Genomic DNA, 25,650 nt, shown 5'->3' on the forward strand with positions numbered 1-25,650 from the left:
ATCGCCCATGCTGTTGACCCCCACTGAACTGGAGCGCCTGACGCTCTTTACCGCCGCCGAGCTGTCGCGCAAGCGCCGGGCCAAGGGCCTGCGCCTGAATCATCCGGAAGCCTGCGCTCTGATCGCCGACGAACTGCTCGAAGGCGCCCGGGAAGGCCGCAGCGTCGCCGAGCTGATCGGCTACGGCTCGACCCTGCTCAATACCGACGATGTGATGCCCGGCGTTGCCGATCTGCTGCCGATCCTGCAGGTCGAGGGCACCTTTCCCGATGGCACCAAGCTGATCACCGTGCATCAGCCGATCCGCCCCGGCAGCCAGCCCCTGATACCCATGCCGACGCCGGGAGAAATCATCAGCCCGGTGGGGGATATCGCCCTCAATGCCGGGCGCCCACAGGCCACTTTGCGCGCGGTCAATACCGGCGACCGGCCGATTCAGGTGGGCAGCCACTACCACTTTTTCGAGGTCAACAAGGCCCTGGAATTTCCCCGGCAAATCGCCTTCGGCATGCACCTGGATATCCCCGCCGGCACGGCCGTGCGCTTCGAGCCGGGGGAGATGCGCGAAGTCGCCCTGGTGCAGTTCGGCGGCAGCGGCGACATCCACGGCTTCAGCGGTTTGACCAACGGCAACCTGCACGATCCTGCCTGCAAGGCCCTGGCGCTGGAACGTGCCCGCGCCCAACACTTCAAGGGAGCCTGAACATGGCGACGATGACGCGACAAGACTATGCGGCCATGTTCGGCCCTACCGTGGGCGATGCGGTCAGGCTCGGCGACACCTCGCTGCTGGCCGAGGTCGAGTTCGACCATGCCGTGCCCGGCGATGAATGCCTGCACGGCGGCGGCAAGACCCTGCGCGACGGCATGGGCCTGATGCCCGGCCATGACAGCGCTGACGGCGCCCTGGACATGCTGATCTGCAACGCACTGATCATCGACCCGGTGATCGGCATTATCAAAGGCGATATCGGTATCAAGGACGGCAAGATCGTCGCCGTCGGCAAGGCCGGTAATCCCGAAGTCATGGACGGCGTGCACCCGCAGCTGATCTGCGGCGTCGCCACCACGGTGCGCGATGCCGAGGGCATGATCGTCACACCCGGCGGCATCGATGTGCACGTGCATTTCGACTCGGCGCAGCTGTGCGAGCATGCCCTGGCGGCGGGCCTGACCACCCTGATCGGCGGCTCCCTCGGGCCGATCACCGTGGGCATCGACTGCGGTGGCGAATGGAACGTCGGCAAGATGCTCCAGGCGTCCGAAGCCTGGCCGGTCAACTTCGGTTTTCTCGGACGGGGCAATACCAGCAAGCCGGATTCGATGATCGGCCAGCTGCGCGGCGGCTGTCTGGGCCTGAAGATTCATGAGGACTGGGGCGCCATGCCCGCCGTGATCGATGCCTGCCTCAAGGTCGCCGACGAGTACGACTTCCAGGTCCAGTTGCACACCGACACCCTCAACGAGTCGGGCTTTCTCGAAGACACCCTGGCCGCCATCGGCGACCGGACCATTCACATGTACCACACCGAAGGCGCGGGCGGCGGCCATGCCCCGGACATCATCAGCGTGGCGGGCAAGGCCAACTGCATTCCGTCATCGACCAACCCCTACACGATCAACACCTTCGACGAACACCTGGACATGATCATGACCTGCCACCACCTCAACCCGGCCGTGCCGGAGGATGTGGCGTTCGCCGAATCACGGGTCAGGCCCCAGACCATTGCCGCCGAAGACATTCTGCATGACACCGGGGCGATCTCGATTCTTGGCTCGGACAGCCAGGGCATGGGCCGCATCAACGAGGTGATCGCCCGCACCTGGCAACTGGCGTCGAAGATGAAGGACCAGCGTGGGCGCCTGCCGGAGGAAAGCACGGCGTTGGGCGACAACGAACGGATCAAGCGCTATATCGCCAAGTACACCATCAATGCCGCCCGGGTGTTCGGCATCGACAGCTATATCGGCTCGATAGAGCCCGGCAAGCTGGCCGACCTGGTGCTGTGGCGCCCGGCGTTCTTCGGTATCAAGCCGGAGCTGGTGATCAAGGGCGGTTTTATCGTGCATGGCGCCATGGGCGATTCCGCCGCATCGTTGTACACCTGCGAACCCCTGGTGATGCGCCCGCAATGGGGCTCGTTCGGCCGCGCGCCCCAGGCGTTGTCGGTGAACTTCGTCAATCGTCTGGCCGTGGAAGCCGATACCGGCAAGGCCCTGGGCCTGCACAAACCGCTGCTGCCGGCCTTCGGCACCCGCACTTTGCGCAAGTCGGACATGCTGCACAACGATGCCTGCCCGCATATCCGCGTCGATGCCCAGACTTTCGATGTCTACGCCGACGGTGAGCTGCTGACCTGCGATTCGGTCAGCGAAGTGCCTCTGGCCCAGCGCTACATGCTGCGCTGAACCCCCTGTTTTGGAGAACCGGACATGACTGCAATCGCACTGGCAACCCCTGTATCTGACGTACATCCCGGTGCCGCCCGGGTCGGCATCGGCGGCCCGGTGGGCTCGGGCAAGACCCGCCTGCTGGAACAACTGATCCCGCGGTTTATCGCCCGTGGCACCGAACTGGCGGTAATCACCAATGACCTGGCCACCCGGGAGGACGCCGAGCGCATCCAGCGCAGCGGCCTGATCGATCCGCAGCGGGTACGCGCCGTGGAAACCGGCGCCTGCCCTCACACGGCGATTCGCGAAGACCCGACCCTGAACCTGCAAATGGCCGATGAACTGGAGAGCCGTTTCGAGCGCCTCGACCTGGTGCTGATCGAGTCCGGCGGCGACAACCTGGCGTCGACCTTTTCCCTGGACCTGGTGGATTACTGGATTTTCGTGATCGACGTCGCGGGGGGCGACGATATCCCACGTAAACGCGGGCCCGGCGTGCTCGGTTGCGACCTGCTGGTGATCAACAAATATGACCTGGCGCCTCATGTCGGCGTCGATCTGGCGCGCATGCGCGAAGAGTCGGCGCTGGCCCGCGGCGGCCGGCCGGTGCTGTTCACCAACTGTGCCACCGGGGAGGGCGTCGATGCCGTGGTCGACGCCATCAGCCAGGCCGTGCTGTTCGACCGCCCATGAACGCCATCGCCCCGATTGACTCCGCGAACCTCAACGACAAGCCGCAGGCACTGCTGGCGTTCCAGCGTGCTCCGGACGGGCGCAGCTATATCGCCCGGCAGCAGGTCGGTTATCCCTTTCACTTGGGGCGGCAGTTGCGCCTGCCGGATGATCCGGTGCAAATGGCGGCGGCCTATCTGCAGTCCTGCTCCGGCGGGGTATTTGCCGGGGAGCGCCTGCACCTGAGCATCAGCGCCGGGCCGGGTTGCATGGCCCACGTCGCCAGTGGCGCGGCGACGGTGGCCCACAGCATGGATGAGGCGTCGGCGCAGCAGCGGGTCAGCCTTGCCGTGGGGGCTGGCGCTTGGCTCGAATACTTGCCCATGGCGACCATCCTGTTTCCCCGGTCGCGATTGCACAACCGCGTTGACGCGTCCTTGCAGGAGGGCGGCCGCCTGCTGCTGTGCGATGCCTTTTGCAGCCATGCCCCCGGTGGACGCGAGGGCGTATTCAGCGAGTACCGCAGCGATGTCCGGGTGCAGACAGCGGACGGCGAGGTGCTGGTCGCCGATCGCCTGAGGGTCGAAGGAGGGCAGTGGCAGGCCGGGCAGCTCGGCGTCTCGGGGCCTTATCGGGCCTGGGGCAACCTGATGCTGATCGGCCAGGGCCTGCCGGTCGAGGAAATCGTCACGCGGTTACGCGCTGATACTCACGAGCTTAACGGCTGCTACCTCGGTGTCAGCGCCTTGCCCAATGACGCCGGGGTGGGCCTGCGGGTACTGGCCGAAGACGCCGTGGCCCTGCGCCAGGCCTTACATCAGGGCTGGGCCAGCGTGCGTCAGTGGTCCACCGGCATATGCCCACGGCCCCGGCGCAAATAACGCTCAGGCGGTTGCATCCAGGCGCTGCCGGACCATGCGCGTCAGGCGCACGCCGACCTGTTCGATACCCTTGTTCTGCGCCACCACCTGGGCGCCTTCCATCAGCAGGGTCAGCTCTTCGGCCACCTGCTCGGGTGCGTGCAGGCCCAGTTTGGCGCAAAGGTCATGCAGACGGGCGAACTGGCGCTGCTTGTGGGCCTGGATCAGCGCCCGGGCCGGATGGTCGGCCTCCGGCAGCTCGGCCAGGGTATTGGTGAACGGGCAGCCGCGATAACCCGACCGCTGCAGATCAGCGACGATAAAACCGAGAAAGCCCAGCAACTGCTCGCGGGGAGACTCGGGGTGCTGCTGCGCCAACTGATCGAGCACATCGCTGTAGCTTTCGGTCAGGCGCTCCAGCCATTCCAGCACCAGCGCATCCTTGTTTTCGAAGTGCCGGTAGACGGTCATCTTGGTCGAGGCAGCCAGGGCGGCAATGGCATCGACGCTCACCCGGCTGATGCCCTGTTCGAGAAACAGCGCCTGGGCGGCGTCGACGATACGCTCACGGGGCGGCAATTGCGGGGTCCGGTCCGGACGCATGAACACTCTCCACTTGACAGTGATACCGTATAGTATCGCATGGTACTTATCGGTATCGTTCGATACCGAAGAGTATTCATCATACCGATTTGGAGACTGTCATGTACCTGTCCGAATACGCTGAGCAAGACGCCGTGGGCCTGGCCCGTCTTATCCATGAGCAGCAGGTCAGCTCGGCAGAGGTGCGCAACGCGGCCTTGCAGGCCATCGAGGCGATCAACCCGCAGATCAATGCCCTGGTCGAGACCTGGGCGGATGAGCCAGCGGCGGCGCAAGGGCCGCTGCGGGGCGTGCCGGTGTTGATCAAGGACCTGGGGATCAGCGCAGCCGGACGCCGTAACGAGCTGGGCAGCGCCTTGGCCCAAGGTTGCACAGCCGAAGCAGATTCGGAACTGATGACACGCCTGCGCCGCGTGGGCTTGCTGCCGTTGGGCCGGACCACGACCCCGGAGTTCGCCGCCAGCACCACCACCGAAAGCCGTCTGTGCGGACCCACCCGCAACCCTTGGGATACCCAGCGCAGCGCCGGTGGCTCCAGTGGTGGTTCGGGTGCTGCGGTGGCGGCGGGGCTGGTACCGGTGGCCCATGCGACCGATGGCGGCGGCTCGATCCGTGTGCCGGCGTCGCTGTGCGGGCTGTTCGGCCTCAAGCCCAGCCGGGGCCGCGTGCCCATGGGCCCAGAGGTGGACGAGGTGTGGAGCGGTCTGGCGGTGCATGGCGTGCTGACCCGCTCGGTGCGTGACAGCGCCGCCTTGCTCGATGCCATCCATGGCCCGGCCAGCGGCGATCCATTCCGCATTGCCGTGCCGGAGCGCAGTTTTGCCGCTGCGGCGACGCACGCGCCGGGCTCCCTGCGCATCGCCCTGCAAAGCCGCCCGCTCAATGGCCAGGCCCTGCACCCGGCGGTGGAGCAGGCTTTGCAGCACACTGCCAGGCAATTGGAGGCACTGGGGCATCGGGTCGAGGAAGTCCGGCCCGACATCGGCCTGAGCTGGGAAGCCTTCGTTGAGTTGAACGGGCGCTTCTGGTCTTCCAACACCGCCGCCTGGATCGATGCCATTGCCGCTGCCACGGGGCGCAGTATCGACACCGAGTATCTGGAACCCGCCACCCTGGCCCTGTATCGCCAGGGCAAAAGCTTGCGCGCCACCGAACTGTTGGGCGCCTTGTTCGAACGCAATATCGTTACCCGGCACATGGGCCGGTTCTGCGAGCAATACGACGTGCTGCTGTCACCGACCCTGCCAGGCCTGGCGCCGCTTATCGGTGTCTACAACGAAGGCCAGGAACATCTGGATGGCCGTGGCTGGATGAACCGGGTCTTCGAACAGTCGCCCTTTACCGCCTTGGCCAATGTAATTGGCGCCCCGGCCATGTCCGTACCGCTGGCGCAGGATCCACAGAGCGGGCTGCCAATCGGCATGCAGTTCATGGGCGGGTTCGGGGCCGAAGGAATGTTGCTGAGCCTGGCCACGCAGCTGGAAAGTGCCTTGCCCTGGGCGGGGCGACGCCCGCAAGTGTGGGCGGGGAGGGGTTGACGGGTTTTGCTCTCAGGCGCGATGTCCATGCCGGTAATGGAATGATGTGCAGGAGCGAGCCGCCCGCGAAGGCGTCAGTTCGACGCCTGTTGAGCCCCTGAAAGAACGTTTTGGCGGGACTGGGTTGTCCGGGCCCGTCACCGAGTGTTTAAAACGCACGTCGAGATGCATCACACCAAGCTAGTGCGTAACTGCATGGATTTGACCAGTCAATTGCATTCGATTTGACCAGTAAGGCCGGGGGTGGCCGATTTGCTCTAGTTAGCCCAAATGAACAAGGGGTAAGGCGCGACAAAGTACCTCAGCAACCACTGAGTCCACCTTTCTCAGTCCTCATTGTAGTGATCGGTGTAACGCCAGGTATTTGGTTCGCAGGGAAAAGTCGTTCGACAATCGCGCAGTCGATCCAGCGGCCCTCAAGACAGGCATGTTTCTCGTAGACCCCCACTTGGCGGAAACCGGACGCTTCACACAGGGCGAGACTGGCGTGGTTGGAGGTGAATATGCGGGAAAGGACTTTCCAGACTCCGCGAGCTTCCGCCTCTTTGAGCAGTGCTTGCAGCAGGTTTTTACCAAGCCCCTGGCCCCGAACCTCACGACTCATGTAAATCGAAAAGTCAGCGATGCCGTCATAGCAGGCTCGATTGCGATACTCGCTAAGGCTCGCCCATCCGACTACCTGATCATTCTCATCAAGCATTACCAGTACAGGGTAACGGCCACCAGGTTGGAGCCGTTCAAGCATGTCATCTGGATTGCGTAGGGTCGTTTCGAACGTGGAGCTTCGTTCTTCGATCCCTTGGTTGTAAATGGCGGCTATCGAGGTTGCGTCAATTGGCTCAGCGGGACGGATGCGCATAATAGGTTCCAATATGTTGGTACTAACAACATTTTAATCAAAAAAAGTTCTAACTCGACTGCGTGGTATCTGAGCAGGCCTCATTGATGAGACCGCAGCGCTTTTGAGTCGCTCGTGTGATCTGTCTGAGCAGGGCTAAGGCCCCTTGCCGGGCCTCGGGTGAAAGGTTCTCGATCATTGCTCTCTCTTCGGCAATGAGGTCGCCCCTAATTTTTTCGTACAGCTCCCTGCCAGCGTCGGTGGCCTGGATCTTCACTGCACGACGATCTTCGTCATCTTCAACGCGTGACACGTATCCCTTACGTTCGAGCGTATCGATCACGCGGCTTGTTGTACTTTTGTCTAAAAACATCTCTTCAGCCAAGACCTGAAGCCGTTGGGCTCCTTTCTTGACCAGGGTTTCGACCGCGTAGCATTGGGTGACTGAAACGTCGTAGCAACAAATTCGGTCTCTGTCTCGAAACTGGTAGACGCGGACGAGTTGATTCAGCGCCTCGTACAAATCCTCAGCGTCTTCAGCCAACTGGTTTTTTTTCTGCTTCGGCATAATCGTCACAAATTTGTTGTTAGCTGCAACAGTAAGCGTGGCGGTGCTAAATCGTCAAGCAACCCTGCGCTGGTTGACGGCAGGAAATTCATCGCGCTAATTTGTTGTTACTACCAACTATAAACGAGTTCAGCAAGTGAATCTTCCCGAGTCGTCACTGCCCGTGGTCAACCGCAAAAGGCTCGTTTGCGCTATGGGTATCACTCAGATCCTTGCCTGGGGTTCGACCTACTACCTGCCTGCTGTTCTCGCCGCACCCATCGCAAGAGACACGGGCTGGTCGATTGCGCCTTAGCTTCGGAATTTAAGGAATCTACTGATGAAAGTCTTGTTCATGTGTACCCACAACAGCTGCCGCAGCATCCTCTCCGAAGCGTTGTTCAACCACTTGGCCCCAGAGGGAGTAGAAGCGGTTAGCTCAGGAAGCTTTCCAAGTGGTCGGGTGAACCAGCAGGCACTGAAAACGCTGGAGGCTGCGGGCATTTCAACAGCAGGGTTGAGCAGTAAAGCGTCGGATGCTTTTGAAGGCTCACCTCCAGACATCGTGATAACCGTTTGTGACCGGGCTGCCGGTGAGGCGTGCCCTATCTTTTTCGGGCCAGCCTTGAAGGCCCATTGGGGTTTGGCTGATCCATCGGAAGCCTCCGGGTCGGAGGCCGAGATCACGGCGGCTTTTGAAGCCACTCTCGCCAAGATTCGCGAGCGCGTCAGCGCGCTTCTTGCGCTGCCACTGAAAAACCTGCGCGCCGACCAGCTCAAAGCTGAACTGAGCCGCATCGGTTCGCTTTGACGTGCAATCAAGGATGTGCCTACCTGGCACATTCGTAGGAGTTGTTATGCAAGACACATTGCCGAACGTACATAGCGATCTGATCGACATTCCTTCACTGGAGCAGCTGACGCCTCGCACGCCCTCTCTTCATAAACCTCGAATTCTTCTTCTGTATGGGTCGACACGAGAGCGTTCTTTTAGCCGGTTGGTAACCCAGGAGGCTGCACGCCTTCTGGAGCAGTTCGGCGCTGAGATAAAGATCTTCGACCCCTCGGGCCTACCACTGCCGGATGATGCTCCCGATACCCATCCCAAAGTCGCGGAACTGCGCGAGCTCATGCAATGGTCGGAAGGACAAGTGTGGTGTTCCCCTGAGCGACATGGCGCCATGAGTGCGGTGTTCAAGGCTCAGATCGACTGGGTTCCGCTGGCGATGGGTGCTGTGCGGCCAACCCAGGGAAAAACCCTTGCTGCAATGCAGGTCTGCGGCGGCTCGCAGTCGTTCAATGTGGTCAATCAATTGCGCGTGCTAGGCCGATGGATGCGGATGTTCACCATCCCGAACCAGTCCTCGGTAGCCAAGGCGTTTACAGAATTCGACTCGGCAGACCGGATGAAACCTTCCGCCTATTACGACCGCCTGGTCGACGTGATGGAGGAACTGGTGAAGTTCACGCTGCTATTGCGCGATCGCCAGGACTATCTGGTCGATCGTTACTCCGAGCGAAAAGAGTCCGGTGAAGAGCTTTCCAAGCGCGTCAATCAGCGATCCATCTGAAGCATCCCAATAGCGAGACATCTCGATATGAGCCAGATCACGATTTATCACAACCCGGATTGCGGTACTTCCCGCAATACCTTGGCATTGATCCGCAATAGCGGGGAAGAGCCAACGGTGATTGAGTACCTGAAAACCCCGCCTGATCGCGCGACCCTGGTCAGGCTGATCAAGGATATGGGCATAGAGGTACGAGCTCTCCTTCGTATCAAAGGCACGCCCTATGAGGCGCTTGGGCTGGGCGATACGTCACTCGCCGATGAGCGGCTCGTCGACGCCATGATGGCTCATCCCATCCTGATCAACCGTCCCATTGTCGTGACTCCATTAGGGATACGCCTGTGTCGCCCTTCTGAGGTCGTCCTCGACTTGCTCCCACACGAGCAACGCGGCAGTTTCGTTAAAGAGGACGGGCAAATCGTCGTTGATGAGCATGGCCGTAAAGTCTGAGTCCACGCTGGCGTTGCGCAGCAAATGTAAGAGGCATGACGGTGAGCCAAAATTCGAAAGTTGATGTGGTAGTCATTGGCGGTGGCCAATCCGCGCTTACCGTTGCGTACTTTCTGAAGCGATCGGGGCTGTCCTACGTATTACTGGATGCAGAGTCCGCACCAGGAGGCGCCTGGCAGCACGGATGGGATTCGCTTCGGCTTTTCTCACCGTCTGCTTGGAGCTCAATTGCTGGCTGGCCGATGCCAGCTGTAGCCGAAGGCACACCTGGGCGAGACGACGTTGTCGACTATCTGACTCAGTACGAGCGTCGATATGACTTCCCCATTATCCGCGCCACGCGAGTAACTCGTGTCGAGAGTATTGAAGGCGGATTGCGCGTGGTCTTTGGGGATAGTTACTGGGACGCCAAAGCGGTCGTCAGTGCAACAGGCACTTGGAGCCGCCCATTCATTCCAGCCTATCCAGGGCATGAGATGTTTAAAGGTCAGCAGATCCATTCCGCGCATTACGTTGGGCCGGATGCTTTCGAAGGAAAGACCGTACTTGTCGTCGGCGGCGGCAACTCGGGTGCTCAAATTTACGCTGAGGTTTCAAAAGTGTCTCAGGCGACTTGGGTGACTCAAGAAGCGCCCAGGTTTCTTCCGGACGAGGTTGATGGCCGTGCACTGTTCGAACGAGCCACCGCTCGGTTGAAGGCTCAGCAAGAAGGCCTTGAACCCCCTCAGCCGGAGGGCGGGCTGGGAGACATCGTTATGGTGCCATCAGTAAGAGAGGCGCGCGAGCGAGGGGAATTGACCTCGGTACGCCCATTCACAGGTTTCACGCCAGCAGGTGTGTTGTGGCCATCGGGCAACGAGACAAGGGTGGATGCCGTCATCTGGTGCACGGGATTCTCTGCGGCCCTTGACCATCTGATCAGCCTAGGGCTCGTGGGACTGGACAACAAAGTTGCGGTAACCGAAAACCGGAGTGTTGTATTGCCCAATCTGTGGCTGGTGGGATATGGGGAGTGGACGGGCCTTGCTTCGGCCACCTTGATCGGCGTAACCCGAACTGCTCGTGATGTGGTCAAGCAGGTTCAAGGCTATATTTCCTCGATGGTTTGAGCATGAAGGCGCCAGATGAGCATCGACAAGACGACAAAGTTGACCGGCACCCGAAGTGAAGAAAACGCTAACTTGCTACGCGTGGCGTCGCCATCGGCGCGGGAAGAGTTTGCCCCGCAAGCAACGCACAAAAAATGCTCAAGCTTATTACTGGGGATATGGGTTTGACGTTATGCATGCCATGTCAGTGCGAAGGCAATCAGTTGGTCAGGTGGGGCGCAATTTCCCAACTAACCAGCCGGGCCAACCGGCGGAACGTTCTGACGAACATAATAATTGTCGAACTCATTGCTTCCGACGAATTGGAAGCCATGACGACTATAAAAGCGATTCGAAGCGCTTTCCTTGAGCGCGCCAACTCTAATGGGCAGCGCAGCCGCGTCTGCCTCTTCGCAAATCTGCGTGAGAACAGCAGAGCCTATTCCTGATCCTTGCGCGCTCGGTCTCACGTACAAGTGGTCGAGCAGTAGCTCATTGCGGTGATGCTTGACCACTACAAAACCAACCCTCTCTCCAGCGACCTCGATGTAGTGTGTGTTGTGGGCTTCAAAACCGCTAAGAAACCGCTCGCGCGCACGCACTGGATCAAATCGCCCAACACGCTCCAGACTTTCGCGCATGGCCTCAATTCGAATGGCGACAAGATTGTCCAAGTCGCTTTGTTGAGCCGGGACCAAAACAACAGGGGAGTTTTGATTGGAGGTGACGGGCATATTTCGCTCTGACTGGCATCCTGAGCGGCCAGTATAGAGAGCCTGACAGGTGGTTCCCAGTTTGGTTTTACCGTCGAAGTCAGACATCCCTGACGGCAGCAGGTGTCAGGCACGCAGTTCCGGAATAAACCCTGCTGTTGAGGCTATAACTGTCGTTTCTGACATCTAAACGTCATCTATTCATCTCGGAAATGCCATGCCTGCTGAGTAATGTGCTCGCCAATGAGATCGATCTCAAGCGAGTGAACATGACTGATTTGAAAGAGGTTGCACGGCTGGCAGGTGTTTCGCGGGCGACCGCCGCGCGAACGTTTGCTTCCCCCGAAGTTGTGCGTCCGGCCACCCGGGAGCAAGTATTCGCCGCTGCGCGTGAGCTGGGTTTCCGACCTAATCGCCTCGGCCGCCAGTTGCGCTTGCAAACCACCAACCTGATCGGTGTGGTGGTGCCCAATCTGCTCAACCCAGTGTTTGCCGAGCAATTTCAGGCGATGGAGCAGGCTGCACGCGTGCACGGTTACAACCTGTTATTGGCAACCACTGATTACAACAGCGAGCGTGAAAGCGCGGTGGTCGAGGAGCTGTTGCGCCAGAGGGTGGATGGTCTGGTTCTGACCGTGACGGATGCCGACAGCAGCCGCGTGCTGCAAAGCCTTGCCAGCGAAGACACGCCTTTCGTACTGGCCTATCACCAGCCCGACAATCCGGGCTACAGCGCCGTGTCGGTGAACAATCGCGCGGCCATGGAGCTTGCCACCCGTTATCTGCTGGAAGCGGGACACTCGAAGATCGGCATGGTTGCCGGTCCGGCCTTGCAATCAGACCGTTCTCGCCTGCGTTACGCCGGTTATTGCGACGCGATGCGTGGGGCCGGCCTCGAGAGTCTGCCGGTGATCGAGATGCCCGCCCATACCCAGGCAGACTTCGCCGCAATCGAGCCGTTATTGCACAGTCCACAGGCACCCAGTGCGCTGGTCTGTTCCAACGACTTGCTGGCGATCAGTCTGATCGCGGAACTGCGGCGCAATGGCTGGAATGTGCCACGGCAACTCTCGGTCATTGGCTTTGACGGCATCGCCCTTGGTACACAAATGCACCCGACGCTGTGCAGCGTCGTTCAACCCATCGCGGCGCTGGCCAGCACCGTGATCGATCAACTGCTGGCGCAGATCGCTGGCGCCGCACCGGCTTCCCATTCTCTGCCTTGCCATATCCGGCCGGGCGAAAGTACCCAACCCTACGAGGAGATGCTTGATGATCCGCTTCAGTAAAACCCTGGCGGCGCTTCTGCTATGCGGCCTTGCCAGCCTGGCACACGCCGCCGAAACGGCGATTTGCTACAACTGCCCGCCGGAGTGGGCGGATTGGGGCACGCAGCTCAAGGCGATTGCCGACACCACCGGCGTGCAGGTCCCGCTGGACAACAAGAATTCCGGCCAGTCATTGGCGCAGTTGGTGGCCGAGCAGGCCGCGCCGGTGGCTGACGTGGTGTATTACGGCGTGACGTTCGGTTTGCAGGCGCAAAAATCCGGGGTGGTCGGCACTTATAAACCCAAAGGCTGGGACCAGATTCCAGCTGGCTTGAAGGACCCTGAAGGTCACTGGTTTGCGATTCACTCCGGCACCCTTGGCATCATGGTTAACGTCGATGCGCTGGGTGGCTTGCCGATTCCACAAAGCTGGGCCGACCTGCTCAAGCCCGAATATAAAGGCATGGTCGGTTATCTTGATCCCTCCAGCGCTTTCGTGGGGTACGTCTCTGCGGTGGCCATCAATCAGGCGATGGGTGGCACCCTGGATAACTTTTCACCCGCCATCAATTACTTCCAGAAACTGGCGAAAAACTCGCCCATCGTGCCCAAGCAGACGGCTTATGCGCGGGTACTGTCCGGAGAGTTGCCGATTCTGGTCGATTACGACTTCAACGCCTATCGGGCGCGTTACAAGGACCAGGCTAACGTCGCGTTCGTGATTCCCAAGGAGGGCAGTATCAGCGTGCCTTACGTGATGAGCGTGGTCGGCAACGCCCCGCATCGCGCCAACGCCGAGAAGGTGCTGGATTTCGTTTTGTCCGATCAAGGCCAGGCGTTGTGGGCCAAGGCGTACCTTCGCCCCGTGCGGGCGATGAAGATGCCTGCTGACGTTGCCGCGCAATTCCTGCCGGACAGTGACTATGCCCGTGCCGGGGTCGTTGATTACCAACATATGGCTGCGGTGCAGGAAGCCTTCTCCGCGCGTTATCTGAGTGAGGTCAAGTAAGTGACGGCCTCGGTAGTTAATGCTCGGCAAGTCCGCTCGGGGCGAACCATTGCAACGCGCTTGCGGCCGACTGCCGCCTGGGCGCTGGCGCCGGCAGCAGCGGTGCTGTTCGCATTCTGGCTATTACCGCTGGCGCATCTGATCCTGCTGGGTGGGCAAGGACGCGACGGTAGCGACAGCGGCTATTGGCAGGTGCTGGGCAGCGCGCAATACCTGGGCAGTCTGGCGCAGACTTGCATGCTTGCTCTCGTGGTGACCCTTGCCGCACTGCTGGTGGGCGGTATCAGTGGCGTATTTCTGGCTCGTCAACGCTTCTTCGGCCGCTCGGCACTGGTCGCCTTGTTGACCTTCCCGTTGGCGTTTCCCGGTGTGGTGGTCGGTTTTCTGGTGATTCTGCTGGCCGGTCGTCAGGGCTTGTTCGTCCGGCTTGGCCTTGAGCCGACGGGGCAGCGCTGGGTTTTTGCCTACTCGCTGACGGGATTGTTCATCGGTTATCTGTACTTCTCGATTCCGCGGGTGATTCTCACTGTGATGGCCGCCTGCGAGAGCCTGGACGTGAGTCTGGAAGAAGCCGCTCACTCGCTGGGGGCGGGGCATTGGCGAGTGGTCTGCGATGTCATCGTACCTGGCCTGGCGCCGGCATTGGTCTCATGTGGGGCGATCTGTTTCGCCACATCCATGGGCGCATTCGGTACGGCCTTCACCTTGGGCACCCGACTGAATGTGACGCCAGTGGCGATCTACAACGTGTTCACCAATTACGCCAACTTCGCCGTGGCTGCTGCGCTGTCGGTGGTGTTGGGGGCGGTGACCTGGGCCATGCTGTTGTTGGCCCGGCGGCTGGTCAAACACTCGGGGACTGTCTTGTGAAACGCTCAACGCTGTTTGTCGGGCAACTGGTTTTTACCTTGCTGATTTGCGCTTTCATGTTGGTGCCCGTGCTGATGTCGTTGCTGGCCGGGCTGACGCGCAATTACTTCACGGGCCTGTCCAGCGGGCTCACATTCGACTGGCTGATACAGGTTTGGCAGGCTTATTCGCCAACCGTCTGGCTGTCCCTGCAACTGGCCGCGGCTTGTGCGTTATGTGTCTGCGTAATTGGCGTACCGGCGGCTTACGCGTTGGTGCGGATGAACAATCGCTTCAGCCGCGCGTTTGAAGAGCTGATGGTGTTGCCCGTGGCGATGCCAGGGCTGGCCAGCGCTTTGGCGTTGCTGCTCACCTATGGTCAGTTCGGTGCGTTTCGCAGCAGCTGGTTATTCATCCTCGTCGGCCATGTGCTGTTCACGCTGCCATTTCTGGTGCGTCCGGTGATGGCCGTGATGCAACGCCAGCACCTGCCGACACTGGAAGAGGCGGCGGCCAGCCTTGGCGCCGGGCCGATCCGGCGGTTCTTCAGTGTGGTGGTGCCCAACTGCCGGGCAGGGATTCTCGCCGGAGTGCTGATGGTCGTCACCCTGTCGTTGGGTGAGTTCAACCTGACCTGGATGCTCCACACCCCGATGACCAAGACATTGCCGGTAGGCTTGGCCGACAGTTATGCCTCGGCCAGGCTGGAAGTTGCCAGCGCCTACACCCTCATATTCCTGTTGATGATCGTGCCACTGCTCATTGCGTTGCAGGCCATCAGCGTCCGTCTTTCCCGTGGAGAGAGTCGATGACCGGCACCACCATTCGCCTGGAGGGATGCCGCAAGGCGTTCTCTGACGGCACCGTTGCGGTACATGATCTGAACCTGACCATCGAGGCCGGGGAAACCCTGGCGATTCTCGGCCCGTCCGGTTGCGGTAAAACCACCACCTTGCGCCTGATCGCCGGTCTGGAACGCCCGGACGCAGGTCGGATATTCTTTGGCGACAGTGACGTCACACGCCTGCCCATTGAGCGTCGCGACGTGGGCATGGTCTTTCAGAATTACGCACTGTTTCCGAACCTGGACGTAGCCGGCAACATTGTTTACGGCCTGAAGATTCGCGGTCTTTCACCCGCCGAACGCAACAAGCGTTGCTCAGAGTTGTTGGAGCTGGTCGGCCTCCAGGAGCACGGCAAACGTAGTATTCACGAGTTGTCCGGCGGTCAGCGTCAGCGGGTTGCACTGGCTCGTGCGCTGGCCCCTCGACCCAGGGTTTTACTGCTCGACGAACCCTTGGCGGCGCTGGATGCTCAGTTGCGTGAACGCTTGCGCAGCGAGCTGGATCAATTGCTGCGTGGTTTGGGAATCACCGCCGTGTTCGTCACCCACGATCAGGGCGAAGCCATGGCACTGGGGGATCGCATCCTGGTCCTGGAGCATGGGCAGGTCGCGCAATTGGCCAGCCCGCGGGAAATTTATCAGCAGCCGGCCAACGCTTTCGTCGCCGGTTTCGTAGGCAATCTCAATGCTTTTCCGGTGATCGAGCGCACGTCCCATGGCTTGAAAGTCAGCGGTGGCGAATTGCCGTGGAGCGGCGCCGAGCTGCCCGCCACAGTGTATTGCCGCCCTGAGCATCTGCGGGTGATGGACAACCAGGGGCATCTGCGCGGGCGTCTGGTGGGGCAGTTTTTTCAGGGCGCCCAAAGTCGCCTGTTGGTGGATGTGGGGGCCCAACAGCCGCTGTTGGTAGACAGTACCGACGGCGTCATTCACGCGCCTGGCGCGCTGATTGCCCTGGCCATCGCGCCGCAAGTGCTGTTCACCCTACAGTCGTGATGTGTTTGTTTTCAGAGAACTTATTTTGGACATTCCGTTTCTCATTGCGCAGATCAGCGATCTGCACCTTAAAGCCGGTCAAAGACTGACTTATGGCGTCGTCGACACCCTGGGTGCATTGCGCCGTGCTGTCGATCATTTGAATGCCAGTCATCCGCGTCCCGACATCGTGGTCATCAGTGGCGACCTGGTGGACTTCGGTCGTCCCGATGAATATGCCGTGCTGCAACCTGAGTTGGCGCGTCTGCACATGCCTTATTACCTCGTGCCCGGCAATCATGACAATCGCCAGCATTTACTGACGGCATTTGCCGATCATGCTTACCTGCCGATCTCGGCCGATGCACCTCTGGATTGGGTGGTTGATGAGCATCCGGTGCGCCTGATCGGTCTGGATACCACCATCCCTGGCGCTCACGGCGGTCAGTTGCTGGACAGACAATTGCTGTGGCTCGATAAGCAACTGGCGCATCGTCCCGATGTACCGACGTTATTGGTTCTGCATCACCCGCCGTTTATAAGCGGTATCGGTCATATGGACCGCGAGTCGTTCATCAATGCATCGGCGCTGGAACAAGTCATCGCTCGTCATCCCCAGGTGGAACGCTTGCTGTGCGGGCATTTGCACCGACCGATGCAGCGCCGTTTCGGTGGCAGCTTGAGTTGCGTGTGCCCCGGTACCTCACATCAAATCGTGCTGGATCTGCAACACACCGCCCCGGCGCATTTCAATCTGGAACCGGCCGGGTATCTGCTGCATCGCTGGCAAGCGCAGCAGGGGCTGGTGACCCATAACGCCGTATTTGGTGAGTATCCCGGACCCTATCCGTTTTACGATGCTCATGGCTTGATCGACTGATGACCCACGGATTGTTCAAGGCATTTTTTGACGAAGTTCTTCGGAGGTTTTAACCCATCGTATTCGTTGCATAGCGTTGAAGGTTTTATTGAATATCCGTTAATGCCTTGGTCAATCATCTGATTGGCCGAGTGCTTCCTGTTGTCTTTTTTTAGTGCCCGGAACATAGGTTCTGCGCTGGAGTTCGTCCCGATGAAAGCCACGTTTCAAGTATTAAGTTTTTTGACCGGTAGTCTGAGTATTGCCATGAGTCCATTGGCCTCTGCTGATTTCCTTAACGACAGCAAAGCCAATCTGACTCTGCGCAACTTCTACTTCAATAATGATAACCGCGACGGCGCCGCCGTCCCTTCGAAGACCGAAGAGTGGGGGCAGGCGTTTATGCTCAATTATCAATCCGGGTTTACCGACGGCACCGTGGGATTTGGCCTGGATGCTATTGGCCTGCTGGGGTTGAAGCTCGACAGCGGCGCGGGTCGCCATGTCGGCGGTTCCATGTTCCCCAATGACGGCGACAAGGCTGCGGACCAATCGGCTCGTATGGGGGCGACCGCCAAGATGCGTTTCTCGAAGACAGAACTGCGTTATGGCACCTTACAACCGAAGTTGCCGATTCTGGTCGCCAATGATGGTCGTCTGTTACCTCAAATTTTCGAGGGCGGGCAAGTTACCAGTAATGAAATCGATAACTTGACCATCACTGCCGGCCAACTTGAACATGCCACCGGGCGTGCTTCCACTGATCGCGCGGGGCTGGCCGTTGCGGGTGGCACCCAGGAAAGTAATAAATTTACCTTTGCCGGTGGTGATTACAAACTGAGCAAGGACCTGACCGTTCAGTATTACTACGCCAATCTCGAAGACTATTATCAGCAGCACTTCGCCGGTTTGCTGCATGTGTTGCCGCTCGGTGAATACGGTTCGTTGAAAACCGATCTGCGTTATTTCAAGACCACGTCCGATGGCAAGAACAGCAGTGCGGCCGGTCGCACCGAGGGTTACAAGTTCGGGGGGTACACCAAAGGTGGTAGCGGTGAAGTCGACAACGATACCTGGAGCGCTGCGTTCATTTATTCGTTGGGTGGCCATGCAATTACCGCTGGTTATCAACGCGTCTCCGATGACAGCAACTTTGCGCAACTCAATCAGGGTGGCCTGGTCGGTAAAGGCGAGGCGGGTGCCAGCCTCTATCTTTACACCGACCGCACCATTCAGACCTTCATCCAGGCGGGTGAGCGGACCGCATTCGCCCAGTATGCCTACGACTTCGCGGCCCTGGGTGTTCCAGGCCTGAAAGCCTCGGTGATGTACCTCAAGGGCGACAATATTCAGACTGCCGGCGGCAAGGACGCAGGCGAATGGGAGCGCGATATCGCTCTGGACTATGTGATCCAGAGCGGGGCATTGAAGAACGTCGGTTTTGGCTGGCGCAACGGGATGTCGCGAAGTGATATCGCCCGCGACCAGGACCAGAATCGCCTGATCGTGAGTTATACAATTCCGTTGATGTAAGGTGCTTATGTTGCGTTCGATAAGTAACCTCAGTCCATGCTGATCGAACGCCACGCCGCCTTGCCCAACATGTCCCGATAGTGCGCAGGGCTGTTCTTGACCCGCTGGGACAGCCACGCCCGGCAGTAGTTTTCCGCCTGGCCGATGATCAGCGACAGCAGCAGTTCGGCAGGAATATGGCTGAACTGCTCGCTGCGCCCCTCTGCGCGCATCCAGTCAAACAGTGTCTTGTTGCGCTGTTTGTTGCGTTCGCCCAGTTCTTCCTTGAACGGTCCGCTGGCCACGGCGAAACGTCCTTGCAGGATGAACCGCGCCCACTCTGGCTGGCCGTCGACCCAATCGACATAGCTGTGCACCAACGCCAGTACCCCGGCTTCGGCGCTCTGTGCCTGTTCCAGGTAGCTGTTGCGCAGCGCCGCTTGATCGTCCAGTGCCGCGAAGAACAGCGCGGCAACCAGGCCTTCCTTGTTGCCGAAATGATGGTAGATGGCACCCACGCTGGTCTCGCATTCGGCGCGGATGACTTCGATGGTGGTGGCTTCGATGCCCGCTGCGTTGAAGCAGGACAGCGCCGTACGCAGGATGCTGCGTTTGAGCTCGCTGCGTCTTCCGGGATAGGTGCGTTCAAGCAGGTCGGATGAGGGCATGGACACTGACCAAAAAATGCAAATCTTACCGGTTGGGGAAAAACCGTGGCAGGGCAGCTTGACAGTTTTTTCGAAAAAAGAATATTGTTCCGTAACAGAATAATACTCTGTAAATTGAAATCATCAAAACAAGAGGGCATCCCCATGAGTCAGTTTCTTGAGTTGTTCAACAGCGCAGGTCCCGCAGCGTTCAGCAAAATGGCCTGCCAGGTGGCGCCGTATTTCAGCACCATCAACCCCGAAATCAGTGAGCTGAGCCCTGGGCATGCGGTGGTACTGGTGCCATTTCGCAAGGAGATCGCCAACCACCTGGCATCGGTTCATGCGATTGCCCTGTGCAACGCTGCCGAACTGGCGGGCGGGGTGATGACCGACGTGTCGATCCCGGCCGCAGCCAAATGGATTCCCAAGGGCATGACCGTGGAATACCTGGCCAAGGCCAAGAGCGATATCCGCGCTGTGGCCGATGGCAGCGCGATCGACTGGGCCAGCGGCGGCGACCAGGTGGTGCCGGTGGATATCTTCGATGAGGGCGGGGTGAAGGTGTTTACGGCGCGGATTACCATGAATGTGAAGTTGGGGTGATAGAGCGGGTTGTGGGACCGGCTTCAGCCGGGAAGGCTCGGGTATGATCGACGTATTTCCAGCGCTTGGCATATTGTCTTCCCGGCTGAAGCCGGTCCCACAGGAAAGCCGCTACCCATGAATAACCCACCACCCGACCTGACCGCCCGCGAGGTCTATCAACTGCTCAAGGAACTTGCCCTGGGCGTGCGCCAATTACGCAGCCGCAGCGCAACCAGCAACGGCACATTGAGCATCAATATCGATGGCTGGCAGTTGCTGCTGGGGCTTGACGGCGGCGGCCTCGATCACTGCACCGAGTGCCGGGCCGCCGACGGGCGAGTGGCGAGCCAGATGCAGGCCTGGCCGCGATTCGGTACCGATCCGTTGAGCTTTCTAAGCGTATGGGAACGGGCGCAGCTGGAGCGGCTGCTGCTGTCACGCTGAGCGCCGGGCGTACTCTTCCATCAGCCCTGGATAATCCAGCGGGTCAGGCAAGCCGGGGAAGCTGCGGGTCGCTCCGGTCGTCACCCAGGGCAGCTTCTCTGCGCTCCAGGTCTCCATCAGCGGTGCGTATTGCTCCGGATGGTCGAGCAGGGTGCTGCGCACATTGATGAAGGCACCGACGCCGGCAGGGCGGGTAAACAGCCAGCTCATGCAGTGCGGGCAGAAGTAGTGGCGAGCCTCTCCGTGCAGTCCGCCGATTACCGGCTCGCCTTGGGTCACCCTGAAGTTCTCGGCGGGGAACAGGGCGCTGAGGGAAAAGGCGCTGGCGGACATTTTCTGGCAGCCCACGCAATGGCAGGCCATGGTCACCACCGGCCGGGCGCTGAGGGCAAAGGTCACCTGGCCGCAACGGCAAGTACCCTGAATAGTCGCTATGTCGCTCATAAACACCTCATTTCAACGGGATTTCAACGGGTGGCAGCCAGGGCCTGCATAAAGGCTTGCGGCGTCGGGCTTTGCGGCCAGCTCGGAATATCCTGGGGCAGGTTTAGCCAGGGTTGTTTGTGCCGGGTCCAGATATGCGCCATGGGCGTCAGTTGCGGGCTGTTGTCCAGCGTAGCTGCGCGCAACACCCATAGGCCCGGCGCTGCCGAAGTGGTGTTGTAGATCCGCGTATGGCAGGTGCCGCACAGGTAATGGCGAGCGTGCTGGCCGTTTTCTTCATAGGCGTATTCGGTCAGTGGGCCGCTGAGCGTCAGGGCGCCTTCGGGCAGCAGGCTGTGCAGGGCAAAGCTGCTGCCGCTCCATGTCTGGCAGTCAGTGCAGTGGCAGGCATAGACCGCGATGGGAGCGTCGCTGCTCAGGCTGTAGGTGATGGCGGCGCAACGGCATGTGCCGGTCAATGTCATGGCGAGTATTCCTCGGTGGCTGTGCAAGTGCGGCAAAGCATGGGACAGTTTCGGTTGGATTAAAATTGCCTGAAACAGCTTACCGGCTCATAGGAAATGTATGACCCCCCCTCAATTGCAATGGGAAACCCAGCGGGCGTTTCTCGCCGTGCTGCGTACCGGCAGCCTTTCCGGGGCGGCGCGTCTGCTCGGTATCGCCCAGGCGACTGCCCGCCGCCGCATTGAGACGCTGGAGCAGAGTGTCGGGGTCAGCCTGTTCATTCGTTCGCCCGCCGGTTTGCTGCCCACCGATATGGCCCGGGAGTTGATCAGCCATGTCGAGTCCATGGCCCTGGCCGCCGAGGCCTTTACCCGCGCGGCGTCGGCTGAGGCCAGTGTGCCGGGCGGCACCGTGCGTATCACCTGCGGTCGCTTGATGGGTATCGAAGTGCTGCCGTCGATGTTGCGCGATATTCGTCGCCAGCACCCGAAACTGGCCCTTGAACTCAGCGTTTCAAATCGTCTCGAGGCTCTGGCATTGCAGGAGGCTGATGTGGCGATACGCATTCGTCGCCCCACCGAAGCCGCAGTGGTGGCACGTCATCTCGGCGATTTGCAGGTGGGCCTGTACGCCACCGCCGATTTGCTTGAGCACTATGGCGTGCCAGGGGATGTCGAGGACCTGCGCCGCTATCCGCTGATCGGCCCGGACCGCAATCTCAAGGAGATCGAATTTCTTGGCCAGCAAGGGTTCGCCTGTGCGGCGCAGCAGACGCTGATCCGCACCGACGACCATCTGGCCCAGTTCGCTGCGCTGCGGGCCGGGCTGGGGATTGGCGTGTGTTCCAGGCAGTTTGCGCAGCTTCATAACCTGGTCCGGGTATTGCCGGATCAGGTCGATTTTGCCGTGGATGTGTGGATCGCGATGCATCAGGACGTGCGCCGTGTGCGCCGTATCGCCCTGGTGTTCGATGCTCTGGCGCAGTCCTTGAGCCGGTTTCTCAGCGGCTCCTGATGATCAGTCTTTATCGGCTTCCGGTAACTTGGCAATGACCTTGATTTCGAAGTCAAAGCCATACAGCCAGGTCACGCCCACCGCGGTCACGGTGGGGTGTGGCGCCTCGCCCCAGAACTCCTGTACCACGGCCCAGATCTGCTCGAAGCGGGTCTGCGGGTCGACGATAAAGACCGTGACATCGATCACGTCATCAAAGCTGCCGCCGGCCTCGGCGAGGATGGCGTTGAGGTTGCTGAATGCCAGGCGTACCTGCCGGCTAAGATCCGGCTCCGGCGAGCCGTCCTCGCGGCTGCCCACTTGCCCGGATACGAACAGAAAGCCATTGCTGCGGATCGCCGGTGAATAGCGATTGCGCTCGTACAAGGCCTGGCGCCCCGGTGGAAAAACCACGTCGCGATGAGTCATGTGCTGCCTCCATTGGCGGGCCGGTTGCGGTCCGCAATTAACGATGGAGCAACTTTAGGGGCTTGCCTGGACGGGATAAACGAGCAACTGTAGCCATCACTGTTTGTAAATCCCAAACAATCGAGGCCGGAATGGATCGTTTTGATGCAATGCAGGCGTTCGCCAGGGTCGTTGAGACCGGCAGTTTCACCAAGGCCGCCGCCACCCTGCACATGAGCAAGACCACGGTGACGCAACTGGTGCAGCAACTGGAAGCGCGCCTGCGGGTGCGCCTGCTCAATCGCACCACGCGCAAGGTCAATGTCACCGCCGATGGTGCCGTTTACTACGAGCGGGTAGTGCGGCTGATGGCCGATCTGGACGACGCCGAGACCAGCCTGTCCGCTGCCGCCGCGCTGCCTCGAGGCCGTTTGCGAGTCGATGTACCCAGCCCCCTGGCGCGGATGATCCTGATGCCGGCGCTGCCGGAATTTCATGCCCGTTACCCGGATATCCAACTGGATATGGGCGTCAGCGACCGCAAGGTCGATCTGATCGGCGAGAACGTCGATTGCGTGGTGCGCGGCGGGGAAATCACCGACCAGTCACTGATGGCCCGGCGCATCGGCGACCTGCAACTGGGCGTGTATGCCGCACCGAGTTATCTAGAACGGGCCGGTACGCCTCTGCATCCTCGCGAACTGGAAGACTCCCACCACCGCATCGTCGGCTACCTCTGGGCCCGCACCGGCAAGGCGCTGCCCTATGCCATGCAGCGCAATGGCGAAAGCCTGAATATCCACGGGCGACACGTACTGGCGGTGGACGATGGCAACGCCTACCTGGCCGCCGGCCTGGCCGGGATGGGCGTGCTCTGGCTGCCGGATTACATGGCCCGGGAGCATCTGGCGCGGGGTGAATTGGTGGCGTTGTTCGAGGACTGGCAACTTGAGTCGATGCCGCTGTATGTGGCGTTTCCACCCAATCGGCATATCAGCCTCAAGCTGCGGGTGTTTATTGAATGGGTTGCCGGGTTGATGGCGGTGCATGGGCCGGTGACAGGGATTTAGTACCATCCGGCCAGTTGATTGGAATGGGGCTTTGTGGGACCGGCTTTAGCCGGGAAGGCATAGGCACGAACGATACGTTGCTATCGCCTGGCAGATGGTCTTCCCGGCTAAAGCCGGTCCCACATTTGCTTTCCTACCGCGGGCTATTCTCATTGGCCTTGATGAAATCAATAAACGCGCGCAACGGCGAAGGCAGGTAACGGCGGCCCGGATAGTAGAGAAACGGCCCGCTGAAACTCAGTTGCCAGGGTTGCAGCACCGCTTCCAGGGCGCCGTTATCGAGGTAGGGCTGCAACCAGTCTTCGAACAGAAAGACAATTCCCAGACCATCCACTGCCGCTTGCACCGTCAGGTCTATGGCGCCGCCGATGCGCACGATCAGGGGGCCGCTCGGGTCGACCTGGATGCTCTCGCCATTTCGCTCATATTCCCACAGCGGCATGGCGCCACTGGGAAATTTGCCGCGCAGGCAGGCGTGTTGAAGCAGGTCGCGGGGGTGTTGCGGGCGACCGTGGGCGTTAAGGTAGGCCGGGGAGGCGGCGGTGGTGAAACGCTGCACGCGCGGGCCGATGGGCACGGCGATCATGTCCTGTTCAAGGCGATCGTCGTAGCGGATGCCTGCATCACAACCGGCGGCGAGCATGTCGACGAAGCTTTCTTCAGCAACGACTTCCAGGCGGATATCCGGGTACGTGTTGAGGAAGGGTGTGATGATCGACGGCAGCACCAGTCGCGCCGCGCTGACCGGTACGTTCAGCCTGAGGGTTCCCGAGGGTCTATCGCGGAAATCGTTGACCACATCCAGTGCGGCCTCCACTTCACCCAGGGCCGGGACAATACGCTCCATCAGCCGCGCCCCGGCTTCCGTAGGCGCAACACTGCGGGTGGTGCGGTTGAGCAGTCGTACGCCAAGCCGGGCTTCCATGCGCCGCACAGCATCGCTGAGGCTGGAGGCTGATTTGCCGCTCAGGCGCGCGCCTTCGCGAAAACCACCGGCATTGACCACGGCCACGAAGGCCAGCAAGTCCTGAATATCTGTCGCCATTGTTCGATTTCCCGTACGACCTGTGCCGATTGCACTCGATTATCAAGGCAATGGTCAAGGCCTATAGTGGGGCCCACACACATTGATCGGGGTACAGCAAATGAGCAATGCCAGCCAGGCAGGTACTTTTCAACTGGGCGGTCGCACCGTCAATCGCATGGGTTACGGCGCCATGCAACTGGCAGGTCCCGGTGTCTTCGGGCCGCCGAAAGATGCTCAGGCCGCGCTTGCCGTACTGCGTGAAGCGGTGGCCAATGGGGTTAACCATATCGACACTTCCGACTTCTACGGCCCTCATGTCACCAACCAGTTGATCCGCGAAGCCCTGCACCCGTATCAGGATGACCTGGTGATCGTGACCAAGATCGGTGCCAAACGCGGTGCTGATGCTTCCTGGAACCCCGCATCCAGCCCGGCCGAACTGACCCAGGCCGTGCATGACAACCTGCGCAATCTCGGCCTGGATGTGCTGGAAGTGGTGAATTTCCGGGCGTGGGGCAATATGCATGCGCCGGGCGAGGAGTCCATCGAAGCGCCGTTCAGTCACTTGGCCGATTTGCAGCGCCAAGGCCTGATCCGCCATCTTGGGGTGAGCAACGTAACCGCAGGCCAGGTCAAGCAAGCCCAGGGCATTGCCGAAGTCGTCTGCGTGCAGAACCACTACAACCTGTCCCACCGGGCAGACGAAGCGCTGATCGCTGATCTGGGGCGTCAGGGCATTGCCTATGTACCGTTCTTTCCGCTGGGTGGCTTTACGCCGCTGCAATCGGACGTGCTGTCCAAAGTCGCGGCGCAGTTGGGAGCCTCAACGCTGCGTGTGGCATTGGCGTGGCTGCTGCAAAGGGCACCGAATATGTTGCTGATTCCGGGGACTTCCTCGGTGGCGCATTTGCAGGAAAACCTCAGTGCCAGCGAGCTGGTGATTGCACCCGAGTTGCTGGCTGAGCTGGATGCGTTGGCTTAAATATCCCGTGAGG

General features: G+C 60.3%; 30 protein-coding genes and 1 pseudogene. 22 read left to right on the forward strand and 9 right to left on the reverse strand.

The annotated features are described in order from the left end of the window. Nucleotides 1-7 precede the first annotated feature (7 nt). Genes AC1Z24_RS12625 through AC1Z24_RS12640 form a run of 4 tightly spaced genes read left to right on the forward strand, consistent with a single transcriptional unit; the run spans nucleotide 8 to nucleotide 3,947 of the window. Nucleotides 8-703, forward strand: coding sequence for an urease subunit beta (locus tag AC1Z24_RS12625; RefSeq protein WP_483745917.1), 696 nt, complete (start codon nucleotides 8-10; stop codon nucleotides 701-703). Nucleotides 704-705: 2 nt separating this feature from the next. After that, the gene (ureC, locus tag AC1Z24_RS12630; protein WP_483745918.1) at nucleotides 706-2,409 is read left to right on the forward strand and encodes an urease subunit alpha; all 1,704 of its coding nucleotides are present in this window, start codon (nucleotides 706-708) and stop codon (nucleotides 2,407-2,409) included. 24 nt (nucleotides 2,410-2,433) lie between these two features. Next, a complete protein-coding gene (gene ureG / locus AC1Z24_RS12635) occupies nucleotides 2,434-3,087 on the forward strand; it encodes an urease accessory protein UreG (protein WP_483745919.1) in 654 nt (217 codons plus the stop codon). Beyond that, on the forward strand, nucleotides 3,084-3,947 hold the full coding sequence (locus tag AC1Z24_RS12640) for an urease accessory protein UreD (protein ID WP_483745920.1): 864 nt from the start codon (nucleotides 3,084-3,086) through the stop codon (nucleotides 3,945-3,947). The genes ureG and AC1Z24_RS12640 overlap by 4 nt, the downstream gene beginning before the upstream one ends. Before the next feature lie 3 nt (nucleotides 3,948-3,950). Here the strand turns inward: AC1Z24_RS12640 and AC1Z24_RS12645 are convergent, their stop codons facing one another. Beyond that, nucleotides 3,951-4,529: a TetR/AcrR family transcriptional regulator gene (locus tag AC1Z24_RS12645; RefSeq protein ID WP_483745921.1), complete on the reverse strand. Its 579-nt coding sequence runs from the start codon at nucleotides 4,527-4,529 to the stop codon at nucleotides 3,951-3,953. A gap of 101 nt (nucleotides 4,530-4,630) precedes the next feature. Between AC1Z24_RS12645 and AC1Z24_RS12650 the strand changes: the two genes are divergently transcribed. After that, on the forward strand, nucleotides 4,631-6,067 hold the full coding sequence (locus tag AC1Z24_RS12650; RefSeq protein WP_483745922.1) for an amidase: 1,437 nt from the start codon (nucleotides 4,631-4,633) through the stop codon (nucleotides 6,065-6,067). Nucleotides 6,068-6,368: 301 nt separating this feature from the next. Here AC1Z24_RS12650 and AC1Z24_RS12655 read toward each other — a convergent pair whose 3' ends face one another. Both AC1Z24_RS12655 and AC1Z24_RS12660 read right to left on the reverse strand, forming a co-directional pair. Then, on the reverse strand, nucleotides 6,369-6,926 hold the full coding sequence (locus AC1Z24_RS12655; RefSeq protein WP_483745923.1) for an arsinothricin resistance N-acetyltransferase ArsN1 family A: 558 nt from the start codon (nucleotides 6,924-6,926) through the stop codon (nucleotides 6,369-6,371). Nucleotides 6,927-6,975: 49 nt separating this feature from the next. Beyond that, nucleotides 6,976-7,473, reverse strand: a complete 498-nt coding sequence (locus AC1Z24_RS12660) for a MarR family winged helix-turn-helix transcriptional regulator (protein WP_483745924.1) — start codon at nucleotides 7,471-7,473, stop codon at nucleotides 6,976-6,978. A 136-nt stretch (nucleotides 7,474-7,609) separates the two neighbouring features. On the opposite strand from AC1Z24_RS12660, the pseudogene AC1Z24_RS12665 reads away from it, so the two are divergent. The 5 genes and pseudogenes from AC1Z24_RS12665 to AC1Z24_RS12685 all read left to right on the forward strand — a co-directional run. Beyond that, a pseudogene (locus AC1Z24_RS12665) lies at nucleotides 7,610-7,759 on the forward strand (MFS transporter); the annotation flags it as partial. 33 nt (nucleotides 7,760-7,792) lie between these two features. Beyond that, nucleotides 7,793-8,263 carry an arsenate reductase ArsC gene (locus AC1Z24_RS12670; protein ID WP_483745925.1) on the forward strand — a complete coding sequence of 157 codons (471 nt, stop codon included), beginning with the start codon at nucleotides 7,793-7,795 and terminating at the stop codon, nucleotides 8,261-8,263. Between the two features lie 46 nt (nucleotides 8,264-8,309). Beyond that, the gene (arsH, locus tag AC1Z24_RS12675; RefSeq protein WP_483745926.1) at nucleotides 8,310-9,023 is read left to right on the forward strand and encodes an arsenical resistance protein ArsH; all 714 of its coding nucleotides are present in this window, start codon (nucleotides 8,310-8,312) and stop codon (nucleotides 9,021-9,023) included. 27 nt (nucleotides 9,024-9,050) lie between these two features. Beyond that, nucleotides 9,051-9,473, forward strand: coding sequence for an arsenate reductase (glutaredoxin) (gene arsC, locus AC1Z24_RS12680; protein ID WP_483745927.1), 423 nt, complete (start codon nucleotides 9,051-9,053; stop codon nucleotides 9,471-9,473). A 35-nt stretch (nucleotides 9,474-9,508) separates the two neighbouring features. Beyond that, the gene (locus AC1Z24_RS12685) at nucleotides 9,509-10,582 is read left to right on the forward strand and encodes an ArsO family NAD(P)H-dependent flavin-containing monooxygenase (protein ID WP_483745928.1); all 1,074 of its coding nucleotides are present in this window, start codon (nucleotides 9,509-9,511) and stop codon (nucleotides 10,580-10,582) included. A 230-nt stretch (nucleotides 10,583-10,812) separates the two neighbouring features. Here the strand turns inward: AC1Z24_RS12685 and AC1Z24_RS12690 are convergent, their stop codons facing one another. Continuing rightward, on the reverse strand, nucleotides 10,813-11,295 hold the full coding sequence (locus tag AC1Z24_RS12690; RefSeq protein ID WP_483745929.1) for an N-acetyltransferase family protein: 483 nt from the start codon (nucleotides 11,293-11,295) through the stop codon (nucleotides 10,813-10,815). Nucleotides 11,296-11,543: 248 nt separating this feature from the next. Between AC1Z24_RS12690 and AC1Z24_RS12695 the strand changes: the two genes are divergently transcribed. The 7 genes from AC1Z24_RS12695 (at nucleotide 11,544) to AC1Z24_RS12725 (ending at nucleotide 18,611) form a co-directional block, all read left to right on the forward strand. Further along, nucleotides 11,544-12,563: a LacI family DNA-binding transcriptional regulator gene (locus AC1Z24_RS12695; RefSeq protein ID WP_483745930.1), complete on the forward strand. Its 1,020-nt coding sequence runs from the start codon at nucleotides 11,544-11,546 to the stop codon at nucleotides 12,561-12,563. Beyond that, nucleotides 12,547-13,551, forward strand: coding sequence for an ABC transporter substrate-binding protein (locus AC1Z24_RS12700; RefSeq protein WP_483745931.1), 1,005 nt, complete (start codon nucleotides 12,547-12,549; stop codon nucleotides 13,549-13,551). Before AC1Z24_RS12695 ends, AC1Z24_RS12700 begins: the two co-directional genes overlap by 17 nt. Then, nucleotides 13,552-14,421 (forward strand): ABC transporter permease, encoded by an 870-nt coding sequence (locus AC1Z24_RS12705; protein WP_483745932.1) that lies wholly within the window; start codon nucleotides 13,552-13,554, stop codon nucleotides 14,419-14,421. Continuing rightward, complete coding sequence (locus AC1Z24_RS12710) at nucleotides 14,418-15,212, forward strand: ABC transporter permease (RefSeq protein ID WP_483745933.1); 795 nt, start codon at nucleotides 14,418-14,420, stop codon at nucleotides 15,210-15,212. Before AC1Z24_RS12705 ends, AC1Z24_RS12710 begins: the two co-directional genes overlap by 4 nt. Beyond that, nucleotides 15,209-16,240 carry an ABC transporter ATP-binding protein gene (locus AC1Z24_RS12715; protein WP_483745934.1) on the forward strand — a complete coding sequence of 344 codons (1,032 nt, stop codon included), beginning with the start codon at nucleotides 15,209-15,211 and terminating at the stop codon, nucleotides 16,238-16,240. The genes AC1Z24_RS12710 and AC1Z24_RS12715 overlap by 4 nt, the downstream gene beginning before the upstream one ends. A gap of 25 nt (nucleotides 16,241-16,265) precedes the next feature. After that, complete coding sequence (locus AC1Z24_RS12720; protein ID WP_483745935.1) at nucleotides 16,266-17,099, forward strand: phosphodiesterase; 834 nt, start codon at nucleotides 16,266-16,268, stop codon at nucleotides 17,097-17,099. Nucleotides 17,100-17,291: 192 nt separating this feature from the next. Continuing rightward, on the forward strand, nucleotides 17,292-18,611 hold the full coding sequence (locus AC1Z24_RS12725; RefSeq protein ID WP_483746605.1) for an OprD family porin: 1,320 nt from the start codon (nucleotides 17,292-17,294) through the stop codon (nucleotides 18,609-18,611). Between the two features lie 29 nt (nucleotides 18,612-18,640). On the opposite strand, the gene AC1Z24_RS12730 is transcribed toward AC1Z24_RS12725, so the two are convergent. Further along, nucleotides 18,641-19,258, reverse strand: coding sequence for a TetR/AcrR family transcriptional regulator (locus AC1Z24_RS12730; RefSeq protein ID WP_483745936.1), 618 nt, complete (start codon nucleotides 19,256-19,258; stop codon nucleotides 18,641-18,643). 144 nt (nucleotides 19,259-19,402) lie between these two features. Between AC1Z24_RS12730 and AC1Z24_RS12735 the strand changes: the two genes are divergently transcribed. Then, a complete protein-coding gene (locus AC1Z24_RS12735; RefSeq protein WP_483745937.1) occupies nucleotides 19,403-19,843 on the forward strand; it encodes a hotdog fold domain-containing protein in 441 nt (146 codons plus the stop codon). A 117-nt stretch (nucleotides 19,844-19,960) separates the two neighbouring features. Then, nucleotides 19,961-20,269 (forward strand): DUF7693 family protein, encoded by a 309-nt coding sequence (locus AC1Z24_RS12740; RefSeq protein WP_483745938.1) that lies wholly within the window; start codon nucleotides 19,961-19,963, stop codon nucleotides 20,267-20,269. Here the strand turns inward: AC1Z24_RS12740 and AC1Z24_RS12745 are convergent. Together AC1Z24_RS12745 and AC1Z24_RS12750 are read right to left on the reverse strand one after the other, a co-directional pair. Further along, complete coding sequence (locus AC1Z24_RS12745) at nucleotides 20,261-20,713, reverse strand: GFA family protein (protein ID WP_483745939.1); 453 nt, start codon at nucleotides 20,711-20,713, stop codon at nucleotides 20,261-20,263. The genes AC1Z24_RS12740 and AC1Z24_RS12745 overlap by 9 nt on opposite strands. Before the next feature lie 23 nt (nucleotides 20,714-20,736). Beyond that, a complete protein-coding gene (locus tag AC1Z24_RS12750; RefSeq protein ID WP_483745940.1) occupies nucleotides 20,737-21,177 on the reverse strand; it encodes a GFA family protein in 441 nt (146 codons plus the stop codon). 100 nt (nucleotides 21,178-21,277) lie between these two features. Here AC1Z24_RS12750 and AC1Z24_RS12755 point away from each other — a divergent pair, with 100 nt between their 5' ends. Next, complete coding sequence (locus tag AC1Z24_RS12755; RefSeq protein WP_483745941.1) at nucleotides 21,278-22,171, forward strand: LysR family transcriptional regulator; 894 nt, start codon at nucleotides 21,278-21,280, stop codon at nucleotides 22,169-22,171. 3 nt (nucleotides 22,172-22,174) lie between these two features. Here AC1Z24_RS12755 and AC1Z24_RS12760 read toward each other — a convergent pair whose 3' ends face one another. Then, on the reverse strand, nucleotides 22,175-22,579 hold the full coding sequence (locus AC1Z24_RS12760; RefSeq protein WP_483745942.1) for a RidA family protein: 405 nt from the start codon (nucleotides 22,577-22,579) through the stop codon (nucleotides 22,175-22,177). Nucleotides 22,580-22,710: 131 nt separating this feature from the next. On the opposite strand from AC1Z24_RS12760, the gene AC1Z24_RS12765 reads away from it, so the two are divergent. Then, nucleotides 22,711-23,628 (forward strand): LysR family transcriptional regulator, encoded by a 918-nt coding sequence (locus AC1Z24_RS12765; RefSeq protein WP_483745943.1) that lies wholly within the window; start codon nucleotides 22,711-22,713, stop codon nucleotides 23,626-23,628. A gap of 133 nt (nucleotides 23,629-23,761) precedes the next feature. Here the strand turns inward: AC1Z24_RS12765 and AC1Z24_RS12770 are convergent, their stop codons facing one another. Further along, on the reverse strand, nucleotides 23,762-24,673 hold the full coding sequence (locus tag AC1Z24_RS12770) for a LysR family transcriptional regulator (RefSeq protein ID WP_483745944.1): 912 nt from the start codon (nucleotides 24,671-24,673) through the stop codon (nucleotides 23,762-23,764). Nucleotides 24,674-24,773: 100 nt separating this feature from the next. On the opposite strand from AC1Z24_RS12770, the gene AC1Z24_RS12775 reads away from it, so the two are divergent. After that, on the forward strand, nucleotides 24,774-25,637 hold the full coding sequence (locus AC1Z24_RS12775) for an aldo/keto reductase family oxidoreductase (protein ID WP_483745945.1): 864 nt from the start codon (nucleotides 24,774-24,776) through the stop codon (nucleotides 25,635-25,637). The last annotated feature ends 13 nt before the right edge of the window (nucleotides 25,638-25,650 follow it).

It is taken from the genome of Pseudomonas sp. JL23 (genome assembly GCF_056933585.1).

Coding starts and splice junctions, on each gene's coding strand:
- AC1Z24_RS12625 (WP_483745917.1), top strand. CDS start 8: ATGCTGTTGACCCCCACTGAACTGGAGCGCCTGACGCTCTTTACCGCC.
- ureC (WP_483745918.1), top strand. CDS start 706: ATGGCGACGATGACGCGACAAGACTATGCGGCCATGTTCGGCCCTACC.
- ureG (WP_483745919.1), top strand. CDS start 2,434: ATGACTGCAATCGCACTGGCAACCCCTGTATCTGACGTACATCCCGGT.
- AC1Z24_RS12640 (WP_483745920.1), top strand. CDS start 3,084: ATGAACGCCATCGCCCCGATTGACTCCGCGAACCTCAACGACAAGCCG.
- AC1Z24_RS12645 (WP_483745921.1), bottom strand. CDS start 4,529: ATGCGTCCGGACCGGACCCCGCAATTGCCGCCCCGTGAGCGTATCGTC.
- AC1Z24_RS12650 (WP_483745922.1), top strand. CDS start 4,631: ATGTACCTGTCCGAATACGCTGAGCAAGACGCCGTGGGCCTGGCCCGT.
- AC1Z24_RS12655 (WP_483745923.1), bottom strand. CDS start 6,926: ATGCGCATCCGTCCCGCTGAGCCAATTGACGCAACCTCGATAGCCGCC.
- AC1Z24_RS12660 (WP_483745924.1), bottom strand. CDS start 7,473: ATGCCGAAGCAGAAAAAAAACCAGTTGGCTGAAGACGCTGAGGATTTG.
- AC1Z24_RS12670 (WP_483745925.1), top strand. CDS start 7,793: ATGAAAGTCTTGTTCATGTGTACCCACAACAGCTGCCGCAGCATCCTC.
- arsH (WP_483745926.1), top strand. CDS start 8,310: ATGCAAGACACATTGCCGAACGTACATAGCGATCTGATCGACATTCCT.
- arsC (WP_483745927.1), top strand. CDS start 9,051: ATGAGCCAGATCACGATTTATCACAACCCGGATTGCGGTACTTCCCGC.
- AC1Z24_RS12685 (WP_483745928.1), top strand. CDS start 9,509: ATGACGGTGAGCCAAAATTCGAAAGTTGATGTGGTAGTCATTGGCGGT.
- AC1Z24_RS12690 (WP_483745929.1), bottom strand. CDS start 11,295: ATGCCCGTCACCTCCAATCAAAACTCCCCTGTTGTTTTGGTCCCGGCT.
- AC1Z24_RS12695 (WP_483745930.1), top strand. CDS start 11,544: ATGACTGATTTGAAAGAGGTTGCACGGCTGGCAGGTGTTTCGCGGGCG.
- AC1Z24_RS12700 (WP_483745931.1), top strand. CDS start 12,547: ATGATCCGCTTCAGTAAAACCCTGGCGGCGCTTCTGCTATGCGGCCTT.
- AC1Z24_RS12715 (WP_483745934.1), top strand. CDS start 15,209: ATGACCGGCACCACCATTCGCCTGGAGGGATGCCGCAAGGCGTTCTCT.
- AC1Z24_RS12725 (WP_483746605.1), top strand. CDS start 17,292: ATGAAAGCCACGTTTCAAGTATTAAGTTTTTTGACCGGTAGTCTGAGT.
- AC1Z24_RS12730 (WP_483745936.1), bottom strand. CDS start 19,258: ATGCCCTCATCCGACCTGCTTGAACGCACCTATCCCGGAAGACGCAGC.
- AC1Z24_RS12735 (WP_483745937.1), top strand. CDS start 19,403: ATGAGTCAGTTTCTTGAGTTGTTCAACAGCGCAGGTCCCGCAGCGTTC.
- AC1Z24_RS12740 (WP_483745938.1), top strand. CDS start 19,961: ATGAATAACCCACCACCCGACCTGACCGCCCGCGAGGTCTATCAACTG.
- AC1Z24_RS12745 (WP_483745939.1), bottom strand. CDS start 20,713: ATGAGCGACATAGCGACTATTCAGGGTACTTGCCGTTGCGGCCAGGTG.
- AC1Z24_RS12750 (WP_483745940.1), bottom strand. CDS start 21,177: ATGACATTGACCGGCACATGCCGTTGCGCCGCCATCACCTACAGCCTG.
- AC1Z24_RS12755 (WP_483745941.1), top strand. CDS start 21,278: ATGACCCCCCCTCAATTGCAATGGGAAACCCAGCGGGCGTTTCTCGCC.
- AC1Z24_RS12760 (WP_483745942.1), bottom strand. CDS start 22,579: ATGACTCATCGCGACGTGGTTTTTCCACCGGGGCGCCAGGCCTTGTAC.
- AC1Z24_RS12765 (WP_483745943.1), top strand. CDS start 22,711: ATGGATCGTTTTGATGCAATGCAGGCGTTCGCCAGGGTCGTTGAGACC.
- AC1Z24_RS12770 (WP_483745944.1), bottom strand. CDS start 24,673: ATGGCGACAGATATTCAGGACTTGCTGGCCTTCGTGGCCGTGGTCAAT.
- AC1Z24_RS12775 (WP_483745945.1), top strand. CDS start 24,774: ATGAGCAATGCCAGCCAGGCAGGTACTTTTCAACTGGGCGGTCGCACC.